Consider the following 18,103-nt stretch of genomic DNA (forward strand, 5'->3'; position numbering starts at 1 on the left):
GCAACACGCGCCATGCTCGCACGCCACGCATTGACAGCCTGCAAGGCTTCTGAAAGACTGCATACCTGCCGCATAGGATCGGCGTCGGACACCCGCTTGCAGTCAGCCCATCATCCCGTTTCATCACAGAAGGAAGGAGCCACCATGCAGAAGAACAGCCATTCCCCCTCCCTGGTTCGCCATGCCCTGCAGACACTGCCTGCCCTGGTTGCCGCCCTGTTTGCCGGCCATGCCGGCGCCTCGGGTTTCCAGTTGCTCGAACAGAACGCCAGCGGCATCGGCAATGCCTTTGCCGGTTCGGCCGCCGTGGCCGAGGATGCCAGCACGGTGTTCTTCAATCCGGCCGGCATGGCGTATCTGACGCCGAATAAAAAACATCTCGCCTTCGGTCTGGATTTGATCAAGCCGCAGGCAAAGTTCTCCGATCGCGGCAGCGTGGCCGCCTATCAACAGGTTCTGGGTAACGGCAACGGGGGAGATGCCGGCGATCTGGCGTATGTGCCGCATGCCTACTTCGTCATACCCCTCAGCCAGCAGATCAGCTTCGGCCTGGGGATGGGCGCGCCCTTTGGCTTGAAGACCGAATATGACCCCGACTGGAATGGCCGTTTCCATGGCATCAAGTCCGACGTCAAGACGATCAACCTCAATCCTTCCCTGTCTTTCAAGCTGAATGACCAGATTGCCATCGGCGTCGGCGCCAATTGGCAACGCCTGAAAGGGGAATTCAGCAGCGCGGTGAATTACGCCGCCTTGATCGGCTATCTGCACGGCCAACCTGGTCTGGGAGGCTTGGGCTTGAACGGCTTGATCCCAACGGCCGGTTACGGTTTTTCCAACATTAGCGGCGATGACTCCGCCTGGGGCTATAACCTGGGCGTCCTCTGGCAGGCCACTCCGGCCACTCGCCTGGGGTTGTCCTACCGCTCCGAAATGAAGTACCACGTCACCGGCACCGCCGGGTTCACTCCGAATGCCAACCTTGCTACGGCACTCGGTCTGATTGCCACCAACATCAGCCAGTCTACGGCGGACGCCATCGCCGCCGGCCTGCCGACGCGCGGTGGCGCGGTCTATATGGATATCAAGCTGCCGGATACCTGGATACTCAGCGCCCAGCACCGCCTGGATGATCGCTGGGAATTGCTGGGCGATCTGTCCTGGACCGGCTGGTCGAAGATCCAGTCGCTGGATTTCTATTACGCCAACGACAACTCCCTGCTTTCCGGCACGCCCGAACGCTGGCGCGACACCCTGCGCGTGGCGCTTGGAACCAACTACAAGCTGGACGGGCAATGGACTCTGCGCGGCGGCCTGGCTTTCGATGAGGCGCCCGTCCCCGACAGCACGCGCACGCCCCGCCTGCCTGACAGCGACCGTACCTGGCTGTCTTTCGGCGCCCAGTATCGAATGGATGCCGACAGCAACCTGGACATCGGCTATAGCCACCTCTTCGTGAAGAAATCCAGCATTTATGACGATGGCGGCAATCCCGCCAATTCCGGTGTCCTCATCGGGGGTTACAAGAACAGCGTGGACATACTCGGCGTCCAGTACTCGAAGCAGTTCTGAGGCGTCTCGCCTCCATCTTGCCCCTGGCGTTCCGTTGCCCGACGGTCGCCAGGGGCATCGTCGTTTACTGTTCGTTGTTTGATGCGATGCGCTGGCCGCCGCGAGTGTTGCACTGGCTGCGGCATGCGTACGGAGCGATGAAACGACGAAATGATGAAACGCAGCGCTCCCAGGGATTTTGGCCTGGACCCGCCTCGGCAATAGAATGCTCTGCTGTTCGATCTGAGGCATGAGCATGGATTTTTCTAGCCAGAACACCAAGGCGCGCGACATGGCGCAGGCGCTGGTTGCCGGTTTCGACCGGCACTACCGGTTGTTCCGTAATTGTTCGGCACAGGCCAAGGAATTGTTCGATGCCGGTGATTGGCAGGGCGTGCAGCGCGCGGTGCGCGAGCGTATCGCCTTCTACGATGATCGCGTCAGCGAAACGGTGCTGCGCATGCAGCGCGAATTCAAGGCGCTGGAGGATGATGACAACGTCTGGCGCCAGGCCAAGCTGGAGTTCATCGACCTGCTGCTCGACCACAAGCAGCCGGAGCTGGCCGAGACGTTTTTCAATTCGGTGTTCTGCCGGATTCTGCACCGTACCTATTTCAAGAACGATTTCATTTTCGTGCGGCCGGCGGTGTCGACGGAATATCTGGAGTCCGATCCGCCGATTTATCGCAGCTACTATCCGAACGACAGCGGTTTTCGCAGCGTGATCCGCAACATCCTGCTGGACTTCGGCTGGCAACGGCCGTTTGCCGACATGGAGCGCGATATCGACCACGTCTGCCTGGCGATGGAGCAGCACCTGGGCGAGTGGCCGGAGCGCGAATACAACCTGCAGGTGCAGGTGCTGCGCTCGGCCTTCTACCGCAACAAGGCCGCCTACATCATCGGCAAGGCGATCAACGGCGCCAATGAATATCCGTTCGCCGTGCCGATCCTGCATTCGGCGGAAGGCGAGCTGTACGTCGATACGATCCTGCTGGATGCCTGGCGCATCGGCACGCTGTTCTCGCTGTCGCGCGCCTACTTCATGGTCGATATGGCGGTGCCTTCGGCCTATGTGCAGTTTCTGCGCAGCATCATGCCGGGCAAGCCGCGCTCCGAGCTGTACACCATGCTGGGGCTGGGCAAGCAGGGCAAGACCACGTTCTTCCGCGATCTGATCGAGCATCTGCAGCATTCGCAGGATCAGTTCATCATCGCACCGGGGATACGCGGCCTGGTCATGCTGGTGTTTACCCTGCCGTCCTATCCTTATGTGTTCAAGCTGATCAAGGATGTGTTCGGCAGTTCCAAGGATGTCGATCACGCGACGGTGCGGCGCAAATACCAATTGGTCAAACAGGTCGATCGGGTCGGCCGGATGGCCGACACCCTGGAGTTTTCCAATGCCGCGCTGCCCAGGGCGCGGTTCTCGCAGGAACTGCTCGACGAGTTGCAGAGGCTGGCGCCTTCGCTGATCGAAGAGGAGGGGGAATACCTCGTCATCAAGCATCTCTACATCGAACGCCGCATGCAGCCGCTCAACATGTATCTGGAAAAGGCCGAGCGCGAGGGGCGCGAGGATCGCATCGAGGATGCCGTGCGCGAATACGGCAACGCGATCCGAGAACTGGCAATCGCCAATATCTTTCCCGGCGACATGTTGTGGAAGAACTTCGGCGTGACGCGCTATGGCCGGGTCGTCTTCTATGACTACGACGAAATCGAATACATGACCGACTGCAATTTTCGCCGCATCCCGCCGGCGCCCTATCCGGAGATGGAAATGTCCGGCGAAGTCTGGTATTCGGTTTCGCGCAATGACGTCTTCCCCGAGGAGTTTTCCACCTTCCTGCTGACTTCGCCGCGTATCCGCGCGGCCTTCATGCGCCATCATGCCGACCTGTTCGATGTGGCCTTCTGGCAGGAAACCAAGGAGGAAATCAGCCGTGGCGTGGTCAAGGATTTCTATCCCTATCCCGAGGCCATGCGTTTTTGCAACCTGTATGGCCCGGGCTGTACGGATTGCGCGGGCAGCGGCAGCAAGGCATGAGCAGGCTCATCCTGTTCAACAAGCCACATGGCGTGCTGACCCAATTCACGGCTGCCGATGGCCGGCGGACGCTGAAGGATTACATCCCGATTCCCGGCGTCTATGCCGCCGGCCGGCTCGATGCGGACAGCGAGGGGTTGCTGTCGCTGACCGACGATGGCCGCCTGCAAAGCCGCATTGCCGATCCGCGCCACAAGCTGCCGAAAATCTACTGGGCGCAGGTGGAGGGCGTGCCGGACGCGGCGGCGCTGCGGCGCATGGCGAGCGGGCTGGATCTGGGTGATTTTCGTACCCGCCCCTGCCGCGTGCGGCCGATCGACGAGCCGGCCGGACTCTGGCCGCGCGATCCGCCGATTCGTTATCGCCAGGCGATCCCCACCCAGTGGCTGGAGATCGAGCTGCGCGAAGGCAAGAACCGCCAGGTGCGGCGAATGACGGCGAAGATCGGCCATCCGACCTTGCGCCTGATCCGCTGGGCGATTGGCGCCTGGACGCTGGCGGGGCTGGCGCCGGGGCAATGGCGTGAAGCCGATGCCGCAGAGTTGGGGTTGAGCTTGGGCCTGGGCTCGACAACAAGATTTTGAAACCGCCGAAGTTTTGCAATAGGCTATCGAGCCGGCTTTTTTGATTATTTTCCCCTTACGATTCTCCTGCGCCATGTGGAACCTATCCTTGAAACCATTGCTGCAAATTCTCGGGTTCCCGATCGCTGCAGTCGTTGCGGTTTTGGGCCAATCCGCTCCGGCCAGAGCCGAGGGCTTGCTCGAACTCAACATCGGCATTCATCGCATCCATGCCGAAGTTGCCAACACTCCGTCCAGCCGTAGCCAGGGCTTGATGTATCGCAAGCAGTTGCCGACCAATCACGGCATGCTGTTCGTTTTCGTCCAGCCCGCCGTGCAGTGCATGTGGATGCGCAATACCCTGATTCCTTTGTCGGTTGCCTTTATGGACGCGCAGGGGCGCATCATCAATATCGAGGAAATGCAGCCGCAGACCGAAGATCAGCATTGCGCCGGGCAGCCGGCGAAGTACGCCCTGGAAATGCCGGGCGGCTGGTTTGTCCAGCGTGGCATCAAGGCGGGCATGCCGATTGACGGCGTTGACGGCGCGTCAGCCGGTTTCTGATCGGTTCGCCTCCCTGCCCAATCGCCCGGTACCTGGGTTTTCTGCCGGCAGCGCCGTTTCGGCCTCGGGGGGAAGGGTGTACCTTCCTCTTTCGTGGGCTACAATCAAGTTGCAGGTGCCGGTTGCCTTGGGCTTGACGACATCGCGGGGTGTTGTGCCGATGGCCGCGCGGTGTGAATGAGCGCAACGGCCGTGGCGACGATAACCATGGCGATAACCGCGCCGATAACCGATAACGACGAGGAGGAACGGCAGATGAGACCCATATCCTATATCCTGAAGGCCAGGTCCAGCCGAACGGTCCATTCGACCACGCCGGACGCCACGGTATTCGAAGCCCTGCGGCTGATGGCCGAGAAGAATGTCGGTGCCCTGCTGGTGATGCGGGGCAAGGAGATCGTCGGCATTTTTTCCGAGCGCGACTATGCCCGCAAGATCGCCCTGTTCGATCTTTCCTCGCGCGATACGCCGGTGAGCAAGATCATGTCCTCGCCGGTGATTTTCGTTTCGCCGGGCCAGACCAACCAGGAGTGCATGACGATCATGACCAGCAATCGCCTGCGTCACCTGCCGGTGCTGGAGGATGGCGAACTGGTCGGCATCGTGTCGATCGGTGATCTGGTGAAGGACATCATTGCCGAGCTGGAGTTTTCCAATGACCAGCTGGTCGATTACATCCACGGCGGCCACGGCGTCAGCGACTCGCAGACTCAGCAGTTGTCTTAGCGGAAACGCTGAACACTGAGGGCTCGACACTCGAATACTGCACACAAGCGGCAACACGGTAGTGGCACCGTGTTGCCGTTCCCGTTCATTTCAGCCACGACGAAAATGGACGAAACCGGTTTCGTTCAGTCGCGGGATCGGCGCACCGTCCATGCTGGAGGAGATTGCTATGGACAAACCCATGACCCAGGCTCTGGCACGGTTCTGTGTCGATCAGAGCGATTGTTTCAATGCGCGCGACTGGCTGCGGCTGGTTGAAATCGATACGAGAGTCGTCGCCCTGGCGGCGAAATATCTGTCGATGACCAGTTGGTACGGCCATGAAGACGATCTGGCCGAGATTGCCGAGCGGCTGTATGACTTCGACGATGACAGCGCGGCACTGTACCGTGAGTCGCGCATGCTGGACTTCGACCTGCCGTATTTTTCCTCTGCGGTGCGCTTCGGCATCGCTCGGTCGCATGGCCTGGTTGCTGCGGATACGGATACGCGCGGCAAACTGGCGATGCTGCGCCGAACGGGACGCTCGCGCCGGCGTTTCGACGGGGTTGCGGCAGGCTGAAGCCAGGCGGGCGGGCTCGGTTGGGTCGGTTGCCTCAGTTAGGCTCGCCCGGCCGGATGATGAACACCTTCGGGTCGTCGCCGTGTTCCAGCAGTATGCGGCGCACGCGCTGCTGCCAGGCGGTGGCGAATGAGCGTCTTTCCTCGGCGCTGGCTTCGTTCTTCAGGCAGCGTTGCATGAGGCCGGGAACGTTCGGTTCGCCGGGCACCTGGCGCAGGTTGGCTGCTGCATCGATGTACGCGTGGGAAGCGGCGTTGCCGCTCTCCATGTCCAGGCGGGTATAGCGGATTTCCAGCGGAATATCGGCATTGAAGGCGAGCAGGTTGCGCCGATCGTAGCGGCCGGCCAGACCCTTGAAGCCGGTGTCCACGGTTGCGCCGGTCAGCATGGAGACGACGTTGGCGATGACGCCGGTCACGCCATCCAGTTGATCTTCGCGAAATTCGACGCGGATTGCGCCGCGCTCCGGAAGTTCGTTGGCGCCGTACAGCGCGTGCAGCGCCTGGCGCGTCAGCCAGTAGGCGCCGGCCACGGTCGGGCAGGAGTGGCCGGCCAGTTTGACGGCATCGAGATAGCTGTATTCGATCAGGCCGCCTGTCGTGGCGCCCAAAAACTCTGCCAGCGGATCGCGCAGTGTCAGTGTGGGGACGACGGAAAAGAACTCGGGTGTCTGCATGGTGAAATCCTGAAAATGGCGTGTTACACGTTACGTTACTGTGTAGCGCGTTGCATAGTGCGCTTGCGCCGGGCGGTTCTCAGCACGGCGAACAACATGGTAACGATGAACAGGGCCAGGGCGATGCCGTTCATGATGCCTGCCGGCGCGCGCAGGTCGATGGCGGCCGGGAGCAGGTCGGCGATCACCCGCAGCAGCAGCGAGGCGTGCAGCAGCAACCAGGGAACGTAGAAGAATGGATGGTAGTCGATCCTGACCTTGGCGACTGCCGGAAAGATGATCGGCGCGTGGCCGAAGATCATCGAGAAAACGAAGCCGAGGAAAATGCTGTGCAGGGCCGCATCTCTCAGGGGCGTGCCCGCGGCGCTGCCGGCAAAGCCGCCCTGGACGCCCAGCAGCCCGCCGACGATGAGCCAGAGATAGCCGCCCAGCAGGCACAGGGCGATGAAGCGGGTGAGGCCGGTTTGCTTGACCGTGCGCCGGGCAATGTCGTTACGCAGTAGCCAGATGGATAGCGCAACCAGGCCGGCGGCGAACACGCCGAGGCCATCGGCTTCTGCCCAGAACGCGAGCGTCAGGCCGGCCAGCATGGTTGCGATGATGACGGCAAAGCTGCGCTGCACGATGCGGGTGGTCGGCAGAAAGCGGGTCAGTTCCAGGCGTTCGCCGGCGATGGTCAGGATCAGAAAAGCCATCCACCAGGGAACGGCCGCAAAAATATTGCCGCTGAGCCACCAGGCCAGGTTGCCGATCAGCCAGCTCAGGGCGCCGAGGGCGAGGGTGGCCAGATAGAGCGCCGGGTGACGGAAGAACAGCAGGCTACTGCCGAAGCTCAACGTGGCGCCGGCCAGGCAGAACAGCAATTGGGCGACGGAAACCGGCCGCCCGGCGAGCAGCGCCAGGCCGCCCAGACCGGCGGCCAGCGGCGCCAGAAAGGCCCAGCCGCGCATCAGGGCCACAGCCCGCTCCAGGCTGATGACCGTACCGAGAAAGGCGGCGATCATCAGCGCGCCATGGACGCCGGCATGGCTGGCGACCGCTGTCGGAATATCCACTGCCAGCCGCGCCAGTCCGGCCAGTACGCCGACGATCAGCGAGAGTACGCCGAGTATCAGCAGGGGCAGACGGGCAGCGGGTGGCAGGGGAGGCATGCAGGTCTTTGTCGTCTCAGTGTCCGCAACCGCGCGCGCTGGCCGTCGTGCCGGCCGCCGCCTTACCGATGCGCACGCGCCAGACGGCCGGGCCTTGTTCCAGATAATCCCAGGTGAATTCGCCCTTGGATTCGGACTGGAACTGGTAGAACAGCGGCTTCGGGTCATGGTCGTTGACCAGCAGCAGGCCCTCGCCCGCGGACAGGCCGTCATAGGTACTGAAAATCAGCGGATGACGCTCGCGCGGCGGGATGGTGCGCACGTCGATGGTGGTCTTGATGTTTTCTGCGGTGCTCATGAGCTTCTCCTGTGGGGATGGGATGAATCGCGGATCACCAGCCATAGTGCGCGCGGGCGTCCTTGCTCATCATCGAGGGATGCCACGGCGGCTCCCAGACCAGCCGGACTTCCGCCTGCACGTTCTCCGGAAGCTGGGCACGCAGGACGGCTTCGACGTTCTCGACGATCATTTCACCCATCGGACAGGCCGGCGAGGTCATGGTCATCTCGACCCGCACCGACTTTTCGTCGTCGCTGGCTTCGACGCGATAGATCAAGCCGAGGTCGACGATGTTCATGCCGACTTCGGGGTCGATCACTTCGCGCAGGGCGTGAAGCAGGGCTTCGAGATCGATGGGAGCGGAAGCCGTGGTGTCGGTGGTTTGGTTGGCTTGGGACATGGCTATGAAGATGTATCAAAGATACATGTACAAGGCTATCACCGGCAAACCTTAAAAGCAATACAAAAAATATATCTTAAAGGACGGTGGCTCAGGCTGTGGGCTCAGGCTGTGTTCAGCAGCCTGGCGAAGGCGTGTTTCTTGCCCATCAGATCGGCCAGTGTGTACTCGTCCAGCGTGTCGAACAGGGCATTGAAGGCGCGGGTCAGGATGCTGTTGAGCTGGCAGGCGGGTGCGACGCAGCAGGTGTTTTTGGCGGGATCCATGCACTCGACGATGGGCGCATCGCCTTCGCTGGCACGCACGACCGCACCCAGGCGAATTTCTTCGGCCGGTCGCGCCAGGCGCACGCCGCCGCCTTTGCCGCGCAGGGATTCGATGACGCCGCTGCGGGCAAGCTGGTGCACGACTTTCATCAGGTGGTTTTCGGAAATGTCATAGGCTGCGGCGATTTCAGGGATGGTCGCCAGCCGCTCGGGTTCGAGCGCCAGGTACATCAATACCCTCAGGGTGTAGTCGGAAAAAGTGGTCAGGCGCATGGCGATGTCCAGTAAAGATGTAAGCGCAATATTGCTTTAAGCGGATTTGGTTGCTAACATTAAGTTGTATCTGGAATATACCTTATGTCGTCGCCGAGCAGGAGGGCAATACCATGGATCAGGAATCTCATCGCGACGTTACCGTCGATTTGCGCAAGATCGTGGCGGCTGAGCGGCGGCCGCTGGTTTTCGACAAATTCCTTCACATGCAGCCCGGCGAGACGCTGGAGCTGGTGCATTCCCATCATTCGACGCCCTTGCGCTATCTGCTGCTGGCCGAGGCGCCGCGCGGTTTTACCTGGGCATATCTGGAGCAGGGGCCGCAGTTGTGGCGCATCCGCATACGCAAGGAACCGCACATGACGAAAGCCGCTTCCGGCGCCGATGCGGCGGAAATTTCCGCATTGCATTGAGTGTTTCCGGATTGTGACCATGAACAAGCCAGTCGAAACGCCATTGCTGGGATTGTCTGCCGGTGCGCAGTCGAAGTGGACCGAGGAGCGCATCCTCGACATCAGGCGCTGGACGCCGAAGCTGTTTTCCTTCCGCACCACGCGTCATCCGGGCTTCCGTTTCGTGCCGGGGCAGTTTGCCCGACTGGGTTTGCCGCTGACCGCCGATCCGTGCGGAGAGGCGGTGTGGCGCGCCTACTCGATGGCCTCGGCAAGTTATGACGAACACCTGGAGTTTTTCTCCATCGTGGTGCCGGGGGGTGAATTCACGACGCGACTGGCAAGCCTGCAGACCGGCGATTGCATCCTGGTCGAGAAAAACAATTATGGTTTTCTGACGACGGATCGTTTCGTTGGCGGGCGCGATCTGTGGCTGCTGGCCAGCGGGACCGGGATCGCGCCTTTTCTGTCGATACTGCGCGATCCGCAGGTATGGCAGGATTACGAAAATCTGATCCTGGTCTATAGCGTGCGCGAAGCGCGGGATCTGGCCTACGAGGCAGAGCTTGCCGCGTTGCCGCAGCATGAGCTGCTGGCCGGGCTGACCGAAGGCAAGGCGCGTCTGCACTATGTGCCGGTGGTGACCCGCGAGCGCGTGCCGGGCATGCTGGACGCCCGCATCACGCAATTACTGGCGGATGGCCGTCTGGAAGCCGCCACGGGTTTGCCGCTCGGCGTGGAGCGCTCGCGCGTGATGGTTTGCGGCAATCCGCAGATGGCGGCCGATCTGCGCAAATGCCTGATGGAGCGCGGTCTTCAGGTTGGCCGGCGCGGCAAGCCGGGGCAATTGGCATTTGAAAACTATTGGTGAATTGCCGGTCGAGGCATCGAAGAAAGGAGTTGAGCCGCATGCGACGCAGTCCGCATTTGTTGCAGCTGTCCCGCGAGCACCACACGGCATTGGTGCTGGCCAAGCGTGCCCAGCGTCTGGCCAGGGGAACGGCGGCGGCAGCACAGGAATTCATGGACGAACTCCCGGCGGTGTTCGAGCATGAACTGGAGCCGCATTTCCAGGTGGAGGAAATCGCCCTGCTGTCGGCCTTGCGGGATGCGCAAGCGGCAGATGGCGCGGAGGATGTCGTGTCCATGGTCGAGCGCACGCTGCTCGAGCATGCCGGCTTGCGTGAGCTGGCGCGCAGGATCGGCGGGCAGGATTTCTCCTCTTTGGCCGTCTTCGGCGAACTGCTCGATGGTCACGTGCGCTTCGAGGAGCGCGAACTGTTCAATCGCGCGGAATCACTGCTGTCGCCCGAGGCGTTGGCGCGGATCGACGAGGCGCATCGGCAGATGGGCGCCGGCTGTCGCTCCACGCTGCCTTCATGAGCGAATTGTCTTCAGACAAGAAAGATCGAGGAGGAAATCATGTCCATATCCCATGCCGCTTCCGGTGAGTTGATCGATGTGCGCCCGTTGGGCGACGGGTTTCACGACAAGGCTTCGGCAACCCTGGTGCGCGCGGAGCATCTGGAAGTCTTCCGCATGGCGCTGCCGGTGGGCAAGGTGCTGCAGGAGCATCGGGCCTCGGGAACGATCACCATACAGTGCATCGAAGGCGCGGTGGAGCTTGAGGCGCACGGCGGCAGGCAGCGGATGTATCCCGGCAGCATGGTTTATCTGACGGATGCCGAGCCGCATGCGGTGACGGCGCTGGAGAATTCATCGCTGCTGATCACCGTGCTGCTGCATCGAGCCTGAGATACGGCCGGCTCAGTCGAGTCCGGCCAGCGCCTGTTCGAGATCGGCAAGCAGATCCGCCGGGTCTTCAAGCCCTACCGAAATCCGGATCATGGCATCGCTGATGCCGCGCCGCAGGCGTTCTTCCGGAGAAAAATCGCGATGCGAGGTGGTGCTTGGCTGGGTCGCCAGGCTTTCGACGCCGCCGAGGCTGGGCGCCAGGCGGATCAGGCGCAGCCGATCGACGACGCGGCTGGCTTCCGCGCCGGAGCCGTCGATTTCCACGGTCAGCATGCCGCCGAAGCCGCTCATCTGGCGTTTGGCCAGTTCATGGCCGGGAAAGGAGGGCAGGCCCGGATAGAGCACGCGCCGGATTTTCGGATGCCGCTCCAGCGCGGCGGCGATCGTGGCCGCATTCCGGTTCTGGCGCTGGACACGTACTTCCAGCGTGCATAGGCTGCGCGAGAGCAGGTGCGCCGTTTCCGGGGCGATGATCTGGCCGAGATTCTTGCGCCAGGCGGCGATGGGGGCGAGCAAGGCCGTGCTGCCGCTGACCACACCCGCCGTGATGTCGCTGTGGCCGCCGAGGTATTTGGTCGCGCTCTGCACGACCAGATCGACACCCAGCAGGTGAGGCTGCTGATTCACCGGCGAGGCAAAGGTGTTGTCCAGCGCGACCAGCGCGCCATGGGCATGCGCCTGGGCGGAGATTGCCGCGATGTCGATGATTTCGAGCGTCGGATTGCCCGGCGACTCGAAATACAGCAGGCCGGTGCCGCGCTTCAGCAGTTCCGCCAGACGATCAAGCTCGCTGCCGAGCAGGGCCTCGGTGTGGATGCCCAGCAGGGAAAGTTGCTCGCTGAGCAACTGCCATGTGCCGCCATAGACGTCGCCCACGCAGATGACGCCGCGCCGGCCGTGCGCCAGAAAGAGCGCGGAGATGGCCGCCATGCCGGCGGCGAAGGCGAGCGCTGCTTCGGCATGGTTGAGCGATGCCAGTTTGGCTTCGAGCGCGTTGATGGTCGGGTTGCCGCCATAGCGCGTATATAGGCAGCCCGGTTTGCGCCCCTCGACGACATCCAGCAAGTCGGCAGTCGTGTCGAAACTGAAGGTGGTCGTCGAATACAGCGGGGTGCGCGGAGAGCCGTAGGCGTCGGAAATTTCTCCCGCGTGGATGGCACGGGTGGGGAAACCGTGGTGGCCGTCTTCGTCGTCGGTTTTTGACATCGTTCGCAGTGCGCAGGCGGGCGGGTCGTTGCCGTCCCGCCGCGCTTCACCTCAAGGGGAAAGGTGACGATTCTGCCATGCCTGAATCAGACCGGCAGCATCACCAGCGACAGCAGCAAACCCCAGACGAGCATGCCGGCACCGAAGACCACCTGGGTGATGGTGGCCGCCTCGATGTCTTCCTTGACGGCGCACAGCGCGCGCACGCCTTGGTAGATCAGGGCGCACGACAGGCAGAGCGCGACGAAGGACAGCGCCACATTCACTGCGAGGCTGGCGACCAGCAGACCCAAGGATGAGAGCCACAGCGGGATCGGCGCAATGGTGGCGAGCAGATAGGCGTTGCGGTAGCTGATCTTGCCATGCCAGTTATCGGCTGCCTGGTGAATCAGCCAGCCCATCAGGCTGACCGAGAGGATTTCGCCAAGAAAGAAAATGACGGCGATGCTGCTCCAGGATCTGCTCTCCAGGCCCTGGATGAAGGCGTCGCTGTAATGGCTGCCGGCAAGATAGATCATGGCGGGCGGCAGCAGCGAAAGCGGCAGAACCAGCAACAGGAACAGGCGGGCGACTTGCGAATCTACCTTCGCGATCTCCGGCCAGACGGCTTTGGAGGAGAAGGGCATTCTGGAAATGGTGGCGATCTTCATGGTGGTCTCCTGTCTTCAGGTATGCTTGCCGGGCGGCGTCATGGGCCATGGCCCATGGACTGCAGCTTCAAGTTCGCGATGAAATATATCACGACGTGATACAATTTGACGCATGGCGTTTGTTTTGTCAAGTAGGAATATGGCTGAAACATCGGATCTGACGAAAGAGGACTATCAGCGGCTGGCGCATTTTCGTTATCGCCTGCGCTGTTTTTTGCGGCTCAGCGAATCCTTGTGCCAGGAAAGCGGCATCACGCCGCTGCAGTATCAGTTGCTGCTGCAGTTGAAGGGCGGTTTGGGGCGGGAGTGGGCAAGCATCGGCGAGCTGGCCGAGCAGTTGCAGGCCAAGCATCATGGCGTCGTGGCGCTGGTCGATCGCTGCGTGAAAGCCGGCATGGTCGAACGCCGCGCGGGGCGCGAGGATCGCAGGCAGGTGGAGGTGCATTTGCTGCCCGCAGGAGATCGACTGGTGAGGCGCATTGCCATGCTGCATCAGGACGAGCTGAAACTGTTGCGTGAGGAATTCGCCGCGCCCGGCTGGTTGCCGGCGCAGTGACGAGGTGACGGGAAAGGAGACCAGCGATGGCCGGGGGATCATGGAGCTGTCCACACGAGGTCGATGGCCTTTGCAGCAAGGTCAACCATCTGCCCTGCGATCCGGGCATGAAGGGCTGCGTGCTGGCGGGACGCTATTTCTTTTTCAGCGATGACAAGAAAAATGAGCGACTGCGCACCAAGCGGGCGCGCGAGGCGGTGCAGGCCGGGGACGAAGGTGCGGACGAAGCACTCTCACCTGCTCACGCAAGACAGGGCGATGAACATGAATGAAGTCCCGCGCATCAAGGGCTGGCAGTGCATCGGCTGCGGCAAGGTCGAGGCGCCGCAACCTTGCATCGGCGTGTGCCAGGATCGTCTGGTGGAACTCGTCGACGCGGCGAATTACGACCTGGCGCTGGAGCGGATACGCGCGCTGGAGGCCCTGTTGAATCGGGTGGTATTGATCACGCCGCGCGCCGGCGAGTGGGAGCGCTCCTATCGCCTGCTGCAACGCCAGGCGCGCGAGGCGCTGGGCAAGCAGTAAATCAGCGGATAACCGGCAATAAAAACGCCGCGATCAGCGTTGCATGATCGGCGGCGTTTTTGTCGGTGCAATCGGTACCGACGATGGTCTGCCCGCAGGCAGTTTCAGGTATCGGCTACGCGGACAAGCGCAGATTGATACGAATCATCAACGTCGCAGCTTCGATAGACTCTCCCCTCCGTAGTTGATATTGTGGTGACGCCTTGCGAACTCATGGGTTCACGGGGTGTCACGCTTTTCTTTATAGCCGGGATCCGGCGAAACGCCAGGATGATTTTTCAGGCTGGCGAGATCCTGCGGCGTGTCGATGTCCATGAGTACGGCCGGATCATTCATGTCGAGCGTGATGACTTCGTGGTGGTGCTGCTGCAACAGGCTGCGCGCGCCCTGGTCGCCGGTCAAAGTCAGGATCTGCGGGAAAAAACGGCGCGGCCAGAGCGCCGGATTGCCGCGCCGTCCGGCATGGAGTGGGACGATGATGGGAGCGCGCTCCAGGTACTGGCCGTAAGCCTCGATCAGTCGATCGAGATGGGCGGCATTGACATGCGGCATGTCGGCCAGCAACACCAGCACGGCTTCGGCATCGTCGGGCAGGCTGCGGATGCCCAGGCACAGCGAGCTGGCCATGCCTGCGGCGTAATCCGGATTGTGGACGCGGGTGAGACGCGGGTTGTCGCCGCCGGCGAGGGCAGCAATTTCTTCGCCGCATTTGCCGGTGATCAGCGTGACCGAGCTGGCGTTCGAGGCCAGGGCGGCATTGACGGCGCGCAGTACCAGTGGAATGCCGTCGATCTCTGCTAGCAGCTTGTGCTGCTCACCCATGCGCTGCGATGTGCCGGCGGCCAGGATCAGCGCGGCAACCCTGGGCGGCTGCGGACGGCGCGCAGCCATCGGCAGACGGGGCAGAGGCGATTCGGTATCCGCAGGGTTGCCTGCAGTATCGCTGAGTGAGTCGCGGAATGCGCCGGGCTGCTGGCGAATCAGGCCGCCGACGCCCATGCTGGCGATTGCTTCGGCATCCAGCGGCAGATTGGCGATCAGGCGCTGCAATACCCAGTCCAGGCCATTGAGGCGCCGCGAGCGGGCGCAGCCGGGCAGCACCAGCAGCGGCAATTCGCCGAGGCGTGCAAGCAGCAGCATGTTGCCGGGCTCGACCGGCATGCCGAAGCGTTCGATCCGGCCGCCGGCCGCAATGATGGCGCGAGGCACGAGATCCCGCCGATCCTTGGTGCCGGCCGCGCCGCTGATCAGGATCAGATCGCAACCGGCGGCTTTTGCCTGGCGAATGGCGGCAGCAATGGCCGGTTCCGTATGCCGGCAATGCAGTTCCAGGGCCAGCCGGCTGTGCAGGCTGGCCAGGCGCTGCCGCGTCACCTCGATGATGGCGGCGGGCGATGGTGCGCGCTGTTCGGGCAATTGGGTGACGATCAGGGCGGCCCGTCTGGGATGCAGCGGCGCAACCCGCAGGGGCGGCACGGCGAGAATTTCGCTGCAGGCGGCCAGCGTCCGGCGCGCGATGGCGGCCGGAACGATCTTCACCGTGGCGATGACCTGTCCCTTGCGTACCTGGGACCAGGGCGGCAGCGTGCCGATGGCAACGGTTTCGGCCAGGAGATTGGCACGGATCACGCGTTCGCCGTCGACGACCAGAATGCCGGCCTGCGTGGCATGCAGATTGCAGCGCCCACCGACGGCCGTGCGCGGCGCGCTATGCGGCCCGGCGAGAAGCGCTGCCACGCTGGCGGCGGCAGGATTTTCGGCAATGACTTCCGGGCCGAGCCGCGCGCCGCTGACGGTGGCGATGCCGGCGGCCTGCAGCATCGCCACATCGCCGGCCGTGAGCAAATGTCCCTTGCGCAGACGCAGCGCTGGTGTGCCGTCGTCCGTCGGCCGCAGATTCAGACTGTGGGCGAGCAGGATGCCGACCGCTTCTGCAACGGGAAATTCACCGAAGAGAAACGGGTCTGGTTGGGAGGCGGGGGGCGGCATGCGGGTGTGCTGTTGCGGCAGAACCTGGGGCAGGGGACGTATCTTACGGTTTTTGCCCGAGGCGGCAAATTTTCGGTTGGTAGAATCGGCAAAGGGTAAAACAAAGGGCAGCCATGGCTGCCCTTGGTTCTTCCGAGCGCGGCGGCGCTTATTTCACGCGGTTGCGGTATTCGCCGGTGCGGGTGTCGATTTCGATCTTGTCGCCGATGTCCACGAACAGCGGTACCGAGATTTCGAAGCCGGTACCGATCTTGGCCGGTTTCATGACCTTGCCGGAGGTATCGCCCTTGACGCCGGGCTCGGTGTAGGTGATTTCACGCACCACCGAGGTCGGCAGTTCGGTGGAGATGGCCTTGCCATTGTAGAAAACCACTTCGCAGGCCATGCCGTCTTCCAGGTAGTTGAGGGCATCGCCCATGTTCTCGGCATCGACTTCGTACTGGTTGTAGTCGGCGTCCATGAAGACATAGGACGGTTCGGCGTAGTAGGAGTAAGTGACTTCCTTGCGTTCGAGAACCACCACTTCGAACTTGTCATCGGCCTTGTACACCGTTTCGGTGCCCGAACCGGTGAGCAGGTTCTTCATCTTCATCTTGACCACGGCAGCGTTGCGGCCGGATTTGTTGTACTCGGACTTCAGCACCACCATCGGGTCGGCGCCGACCATGATGACGTTGCCGGTACGGATTTCCTGTGCGGTTTTCATAATCTATCCTGCCTCAAAAGTCAGCCCAAAATTATAGCAAATTTTCACAAAAAGACACCAGACGGCTGGCCAGATCCGGTTGTGCGGCTTGCTGTTTGCTCCAGCTTCTGGCGTGAGTTGCGTACTCGCTCAGATGTCGAGCGTAGGACTGCCAGGCCGATCCGGCAGCCAGGCTGTCCGCAGCGTCTGCAGTGTTGACCGTGTTCCAGGCTTGCCAGAAGTCGCGCAGGGCGGTGGCGGCGGCCGTCGGCAGGCCAAGGCAGTAAAGATCGAGAAAAGCCTGCAGTTTGGGCAGATGCGCCGCTTCGGCCTGCGGGTAGAGCTGCCAGACCAGCGGCCGACCGGCCCACAGCGCGCGCGCGAAGGAATCTTCACCGCGCACGAAGTTGAGATCGCAACTCCAGAGCAGCAGGTCGTAGTCTTCCTGGCGGACGAAGGGCAGGGCATGCAGGCTGAGCTGCCCATGGCGATGGCTATCCGGCGCCTGCAAGTTCGGCCTGCCGAGTATGGCCGAGGCTTGTTCCAGCGCGCGGCCTTGCGGCACCAGGCAACGCACCGGTTGCCCGCCTGCCGCCCAGGTCTGGAGCAAAGCGGGCAGTGCCGGATTTTCGTAGCAGAACAGTGAGATGGTGAGCTGTTCCGGATCCGGGGCGGGCAGGCCGAGCCGATTGTTGGCCGCTGCCGGATCGGCTTGCCAGGCGTCGCGTCGCTCCAGTAGCCGGGTTTCGCGCAACAGACCGCCGCTGGCGCCGTCGAAGCCGGGAAAGAAGAAATATTTGGTCAGCGGCAGGCGCGGGTGCGGCGAGGCGAGTCCGTGGCAATCGCGGGTCCAGCGCTCGGCGCTCAGGTATTCCAGGTTGATCCAGATCGCCGGCCTGCCGCGTTCGGCCATGGCGGCAAGATAGTTCTGCGGCAGCTCGCAGGCGAAGGCTTCGATGACGACGTCGGCAACATCGCCCGGCTCGAAAGGAGGAAAGGCCGCTGGCCAGCGGCGGATATCGACGCCGTGCAAATATTGTTGCGGTTGTGCCGGATCGAGTTCGGGGCAGAGTGGCTGGAAGCTGGCGAGCTCATCCACCCACAAGCGCACCCGCAAACCGTGTTCGGCCACCAACTGGCGCGCCAGTCGCCAGCAGACGCCAATGTCGCCATAGTTGTCGATGACGTTGCAGAAAATATCCCAGCGTTTTTGCGGCATTGCTGGACAGCGTCCTGTCGAAGAGGTCAAAATCCCAAGATTCCAGATTTCCGCTGGTTTGGC

General features: G+C 62.3%; 23 protein-coding genes. 13 read left to right on the top strand and 10 right to left on the bottom strand.

Annotation, left to right across the window (positions count from 1 at the left end; translation table 11 throughout):
- Nucleotides 1-144: 144 nt before the first annotated feature.
- The 6 genes from SDENCHOL_RS07000 (at nucleotide 145) to SDENCHOL_RS07025 (ending at nucleotide 6,017) form a co-directional block, all read left to right on the top strand.
- A complete protein-coding gene (locus tag SDENCHOL_RS07000) occupies nucleotides 145-1,572 on the top strand; it encodes an OmpP1/FadL family transporter (protein WP_154716571.1) in 1,428 nt (475 codons plus the stop codon).
- A gap of 235 nt (nucleotides 1,573-1,807) precedes the next feature.
- Complete coding sequence (gene aceK, locus SDENCHOL_RS07005) at nucleotides 1,808-3,601, top strand: bifunctional isocitrate dehydrogenase kinase/phosphatase (RefSeq protein ID WP_231912932.1); 1,794 nt, start codon at nucleotides 1,808-1,810, stop codon at nucleotides 3,599-3,601.
- Nucleotides 3,598-4,185 carry a pseudouridine synthase gene (locus SDENCHOL_RS07010; RefSeq protein ID WP_154716573.1) on the top strand — a complete coding sequence of 196 codons (588 nt, stop codon included), beginning with the start codon at nucleotides 3,598-3,600 and terminating at the stop codon, nucleotides 4,183-4,185. Before aceK ends, SDENCHOL_RS07010 begins: the two co-directional genes overlap by 4 nt.
- Nucleotides 4,186-4,327: 142 nt before the next feature.
- Nucleotides 4,328-4,729 (top strand): DUF192 domain-containing protein, encoded by a 402-nt coding sequence (locus SDENCHOL_RS07015; protein WP_231912933.1) that lies wholly within the window; start codon nucleotides 4,328-4,330, stop codon nucleotides 4,727-4,729.
- A gap of 255 nt (nucleotides 4,730-4,984) precedes the next feature.
- Nucleotides 4,985-5,455: a CBS domain-containing protein gene (locus SDENCHOL_RS07020; RefSeq protein WP_154716575.1), complete on the top strand. Its 471-nt coding sequence runs from the start codon at nucleotides 4,985-4,987 to the stop codon at nucleotides 5,453-5,455.
- Between the two features lie 169 nt (nucleotides 5,456-5,624).
- Nucleotides 5,625-6,017, top strand: coding sequence for a hypothetical protein (locus SDENCHOL_RS07025; RefSeq protein ID WP_154716576.1), 393 nt, complete (start codon nucleotides 5,625-5,627; stop codon nucleotides 6,015-6,017).
- A 34-nt stretch (nucleotides 6,018-6,051) separates the two neighbouring features.
- Here the strand turns inward: SDENCHOL_RS07025 and SDENCHOL_RS07030 are convergent, their stop codons facing one another.
- From SDENCHOL_RS07030 to SDENCHOL_RS07050, 5 genes are all read right to left on the bottom strand, one after another.
- The gene (locus SDENCHOL_RS07030; RefSeq protein ID WP_154716577.1) at nucleotides 6,052-6,693 is read right to left on the bottom strand and encodes a hypothetical protein; all 642 of its coding nucleotides are present in this window, start codon (nucleotides 6,691-6,693) and stop codon (nucleotides 6,052-6,054) included.
- A gap of 35 nt (nucleotides 6,694-6,728) precedes the next feature.
- The gene (locus SDENCHOL_RS07035; protein ID WP_154716578.1) at nucleotides 6,729-7,844 is read right to left on the bottom strand and encodes a hypothetical protein; all 1,116 of its coding nucleotides are present in this window, start codon (nucleotides 7,842-7,844) and stop codon (nucleotides 6,729-6,731) included.
- A 16-nt stretch (nucleotides 7,845-7,860) separates the two neighbouring features.
- Nucleotides 7,861-8,142: a DUF2249 domain-containing protein gene (locus SDENCHOL_RS07040; RefSeq protein ID WP_154716579.1), complete on the bottom strand. Its 282-nt coding sequence runs from the start codon at nucleotides 8,140-8,142 to the stop codon at nucleotides 7,861-7,863.
- A gap of 34 nt (nucleotides 8,143-8,176) precedes the next feature.
- Nucleotides 8,177-8,524: a metal-sulfur cluster assembly factor gene (locus tag SDENCHOL_RS07045; RefSeq protein WP_154716580.1), complete on the bottom strand. Its 348-nt coding sequence runs from the start codon at nucleotides 8,522-8,524 to the stop codon at nucleotides 8,177-8,179.
- 104 nt (nucleotides 8,525-8,628) lie between these two features.
- A complete protein-coding gene (locus SDENCHOL_RS07050) occupies nucleotides 8,629-9,063 on the bottom strand; it encodes an RrF2 family transcriptional regulator (RefSeq protein ID WP_154716581.1) in 435 nt (144 codons plus the stop codon).
- A gap of 113 nt (nucleotides 9,064-9,176) precedes the next feature.
- Here SDENCHOL_RS07050 and SDENCHOL_RS07055 point away from each other — a divergent pair, with 113 nt between their 5' ends.
- The 4 genes from SDENCHOL_RS07055 to SDENCHOL_RS07070 are packed head-to-tail and all read left to right on the top strand — an operon-like array spanning nucleotide 9,177 to nucleotide 11,210.
- Nucleotides 9,177-9,476: a DUF2249 domain-containing protein gene (locus SDENCHOL_RS07055; protein WP_154716582.1), complete on the top strand. Its 300-nt coding sequence runs from the start codon at nucleotides 9,177-9,179 to the stop codon at nucleotides 9,474-9,476.
- A gap of 19 nt (nucleotides 9,477-9,495) precedes the next feature.
- Nucleotides 9,496-10,326 carry a ferredoxin--NADP reductase gene (locus tag SDENCHOL_RS07060; RefSeq protein ID WP_154716583.1) on the top strand — a complete coding sequence of 277 codons (831 nt, stop codon included), beginning with the start codon at nucleotides 9,496-9,498 and terminating at the stop codon, nucleotides 10,324-10,326.
- A 38-nt stretch (nucleotides 10,327-10,364) separates the two neighbouring features.
- Entirely contained in the window at nucleotides 10,365-10,838 is a 474-nt protein-coding gene (locus tag SDENCHOL_RS07065; protein ID WP_154716584.1) for a hemerythrin domain-containing protein, read from the top strand.
- Between the two features lie 39 nt (nucleotides 10,839-10,877).
- Entirely contained in the window at nucleotides 10,878-11,210 is a 333-nt protein-coding gene (locus tag SDENCHOL_RS07070; protein ID WP_154716585.1) for a cupin domain-containing protein, read from the top strand.
- Nucleotides 11,211-11,222: 12 nt separating this feature from the next.
- Here SDENCHOL_RS07070 and SDENCHOL_RS07075 read toward each other — a convergent pair whose 3' ends face one another.
- On the bottom strand, nucleotides 11,223-12,416 hold the full coding sequence (locus SDENCHOL_RS07075; protein ID WP_154716586.1) for a trans-sulfuration enzyme family protein: 1,194 nt from the start codon (nucleotides 12,414-12,416) through the stop codon (nucleotides 11,223-11,225).
- A gap of 86 nt (nucleotides 12,417-12,502) precedes the next feature.
- On the bottom strand, nucleotides 12,503-13,066 hold the full coding sequence (locus tag SDENCHOL_RS07080) for a Yip1 family protein (protein WP_154716587.1): 564 nt from the start codon (nucleotides 13,064-13,066) through the stop codon (nucleotides 12,503-12,505).
- Nucleotides 13,067-13,205: 139 nt separating this feature from the next.
- On the opposite strand from SDENCHOL_RS07080, the gene SDENCHOL_RS07085 reads away from it, so the two are divergent.
- The 3 genes from SDENCHOL_RS07085 to SDENCHOL_RS07095 are packed head-to-tail and all read left to right on the top strand — an operon-like array spanning nucleotide 13,206 to nucleotide 14,147.
- Nucleotides 13,206-13,622 carry a MarR family winged helix-turn-helix transcriptional regulator gene (locus tag SDENCHOL_RS07085; protein ID WP_154716588.1) on the top strand — a complete coding sequence of 139 codons (417 nt, stop codon included), beginning with the start codon at nucleotides 13,206-13,208 and terminating at the stop codon, nucleotides 13,620-13,622.
- A 26-nt stretch (nucleotides 13,623-13,648) separates the two neighbouring features.
- The gene (locus SDENCHOL_RS07090; protein ID WP_154716589.1) at nucleotides 13,649-13,894 is read left to right on the top strand and encodes a hypothetical protein; all 246 of its coding nucleotides are present in this window, start codon (nucleotides 13,649-13,651) and stop codon (nucleotides 13,892-13,894) included.
- A complete protein-coding gene (locus SDENCHOL_RS07095) occupies nucleotides 13,887-14,147 on the top strand; it encodes a hypothetical protein (protein WP_154716590.1) in 261 nt (86 codons plus the stop codon). Before SDENCHOL_RS07090 ends, SDENCHOL_RS07095 begins: the two co-directional genes overlap by 8 nt.
- A 219-nt stretch (nucleotides 14,148-14,366) precedes the next feature.
- Here SDENCHOL_RS07095 and SDENCHOL_RS07100 read toward each other — a convergent pair whose 3' ends face one another.
- The 3 genes from SDENCHOL_RS07100 to earP all read right to left on the bottom strand — a co-directional run bounded on the left by SDENCHOL_RS07100 (nucleotide 14,367) and on the right by earP (nucleotide 18,040).
- Nucleotides 14,367-16,136, bottom strand: a complete 1,770-nt coding sequence (locus SDENCHOL_RS07100; RefSeq protein WP_154716591.1) for an NTP transferase domain-containing protein — start codon at nucleotides 16,134-16,136, stop codon at nucleotides 14,367-14,369.
- 148 nt (nucleotides 16,137-16,284) lie between these two features.
- Entirely contained in the window at nucleotides 16,285-16,842 is a 558-nt protein-coding gene (gene efp, locus SDENCHOL_RS07105; RefSeq protein WP_154716592.1) for an elongation factor P, read from the bottom strand.
- Between the two features lie 31 nt (nucleotides 16,843-16,873).
- Nucleotides 16,874-18,040: an elongation factor P maturation arginine rhamnosyltransferase EarP gene (gene earP, locus SDENCHOL_RS07110; RefSeq protein WP_154716593.1), complete on the bottom strand. Its 1,167-nt coding sequence runs from the start codon at nucleotides 18,038-18,040 to the stop codon at nucleotides 16,874-16,876.
- Between the last annotated feature and the right edge of the window lie 63 nt (nucleotides 18,041-18,103).

The sequence above is a fragment of the Sterolibacterium denitrificans genome (genome assembly GCF_900174485.1).
GTDB lineage: Bacteria > Pseudomonadota > Gammaproteobacteria > Burkholderiales > Rhodocyclaceae > Sterolibacterium > Sterolibacterium denitrificans.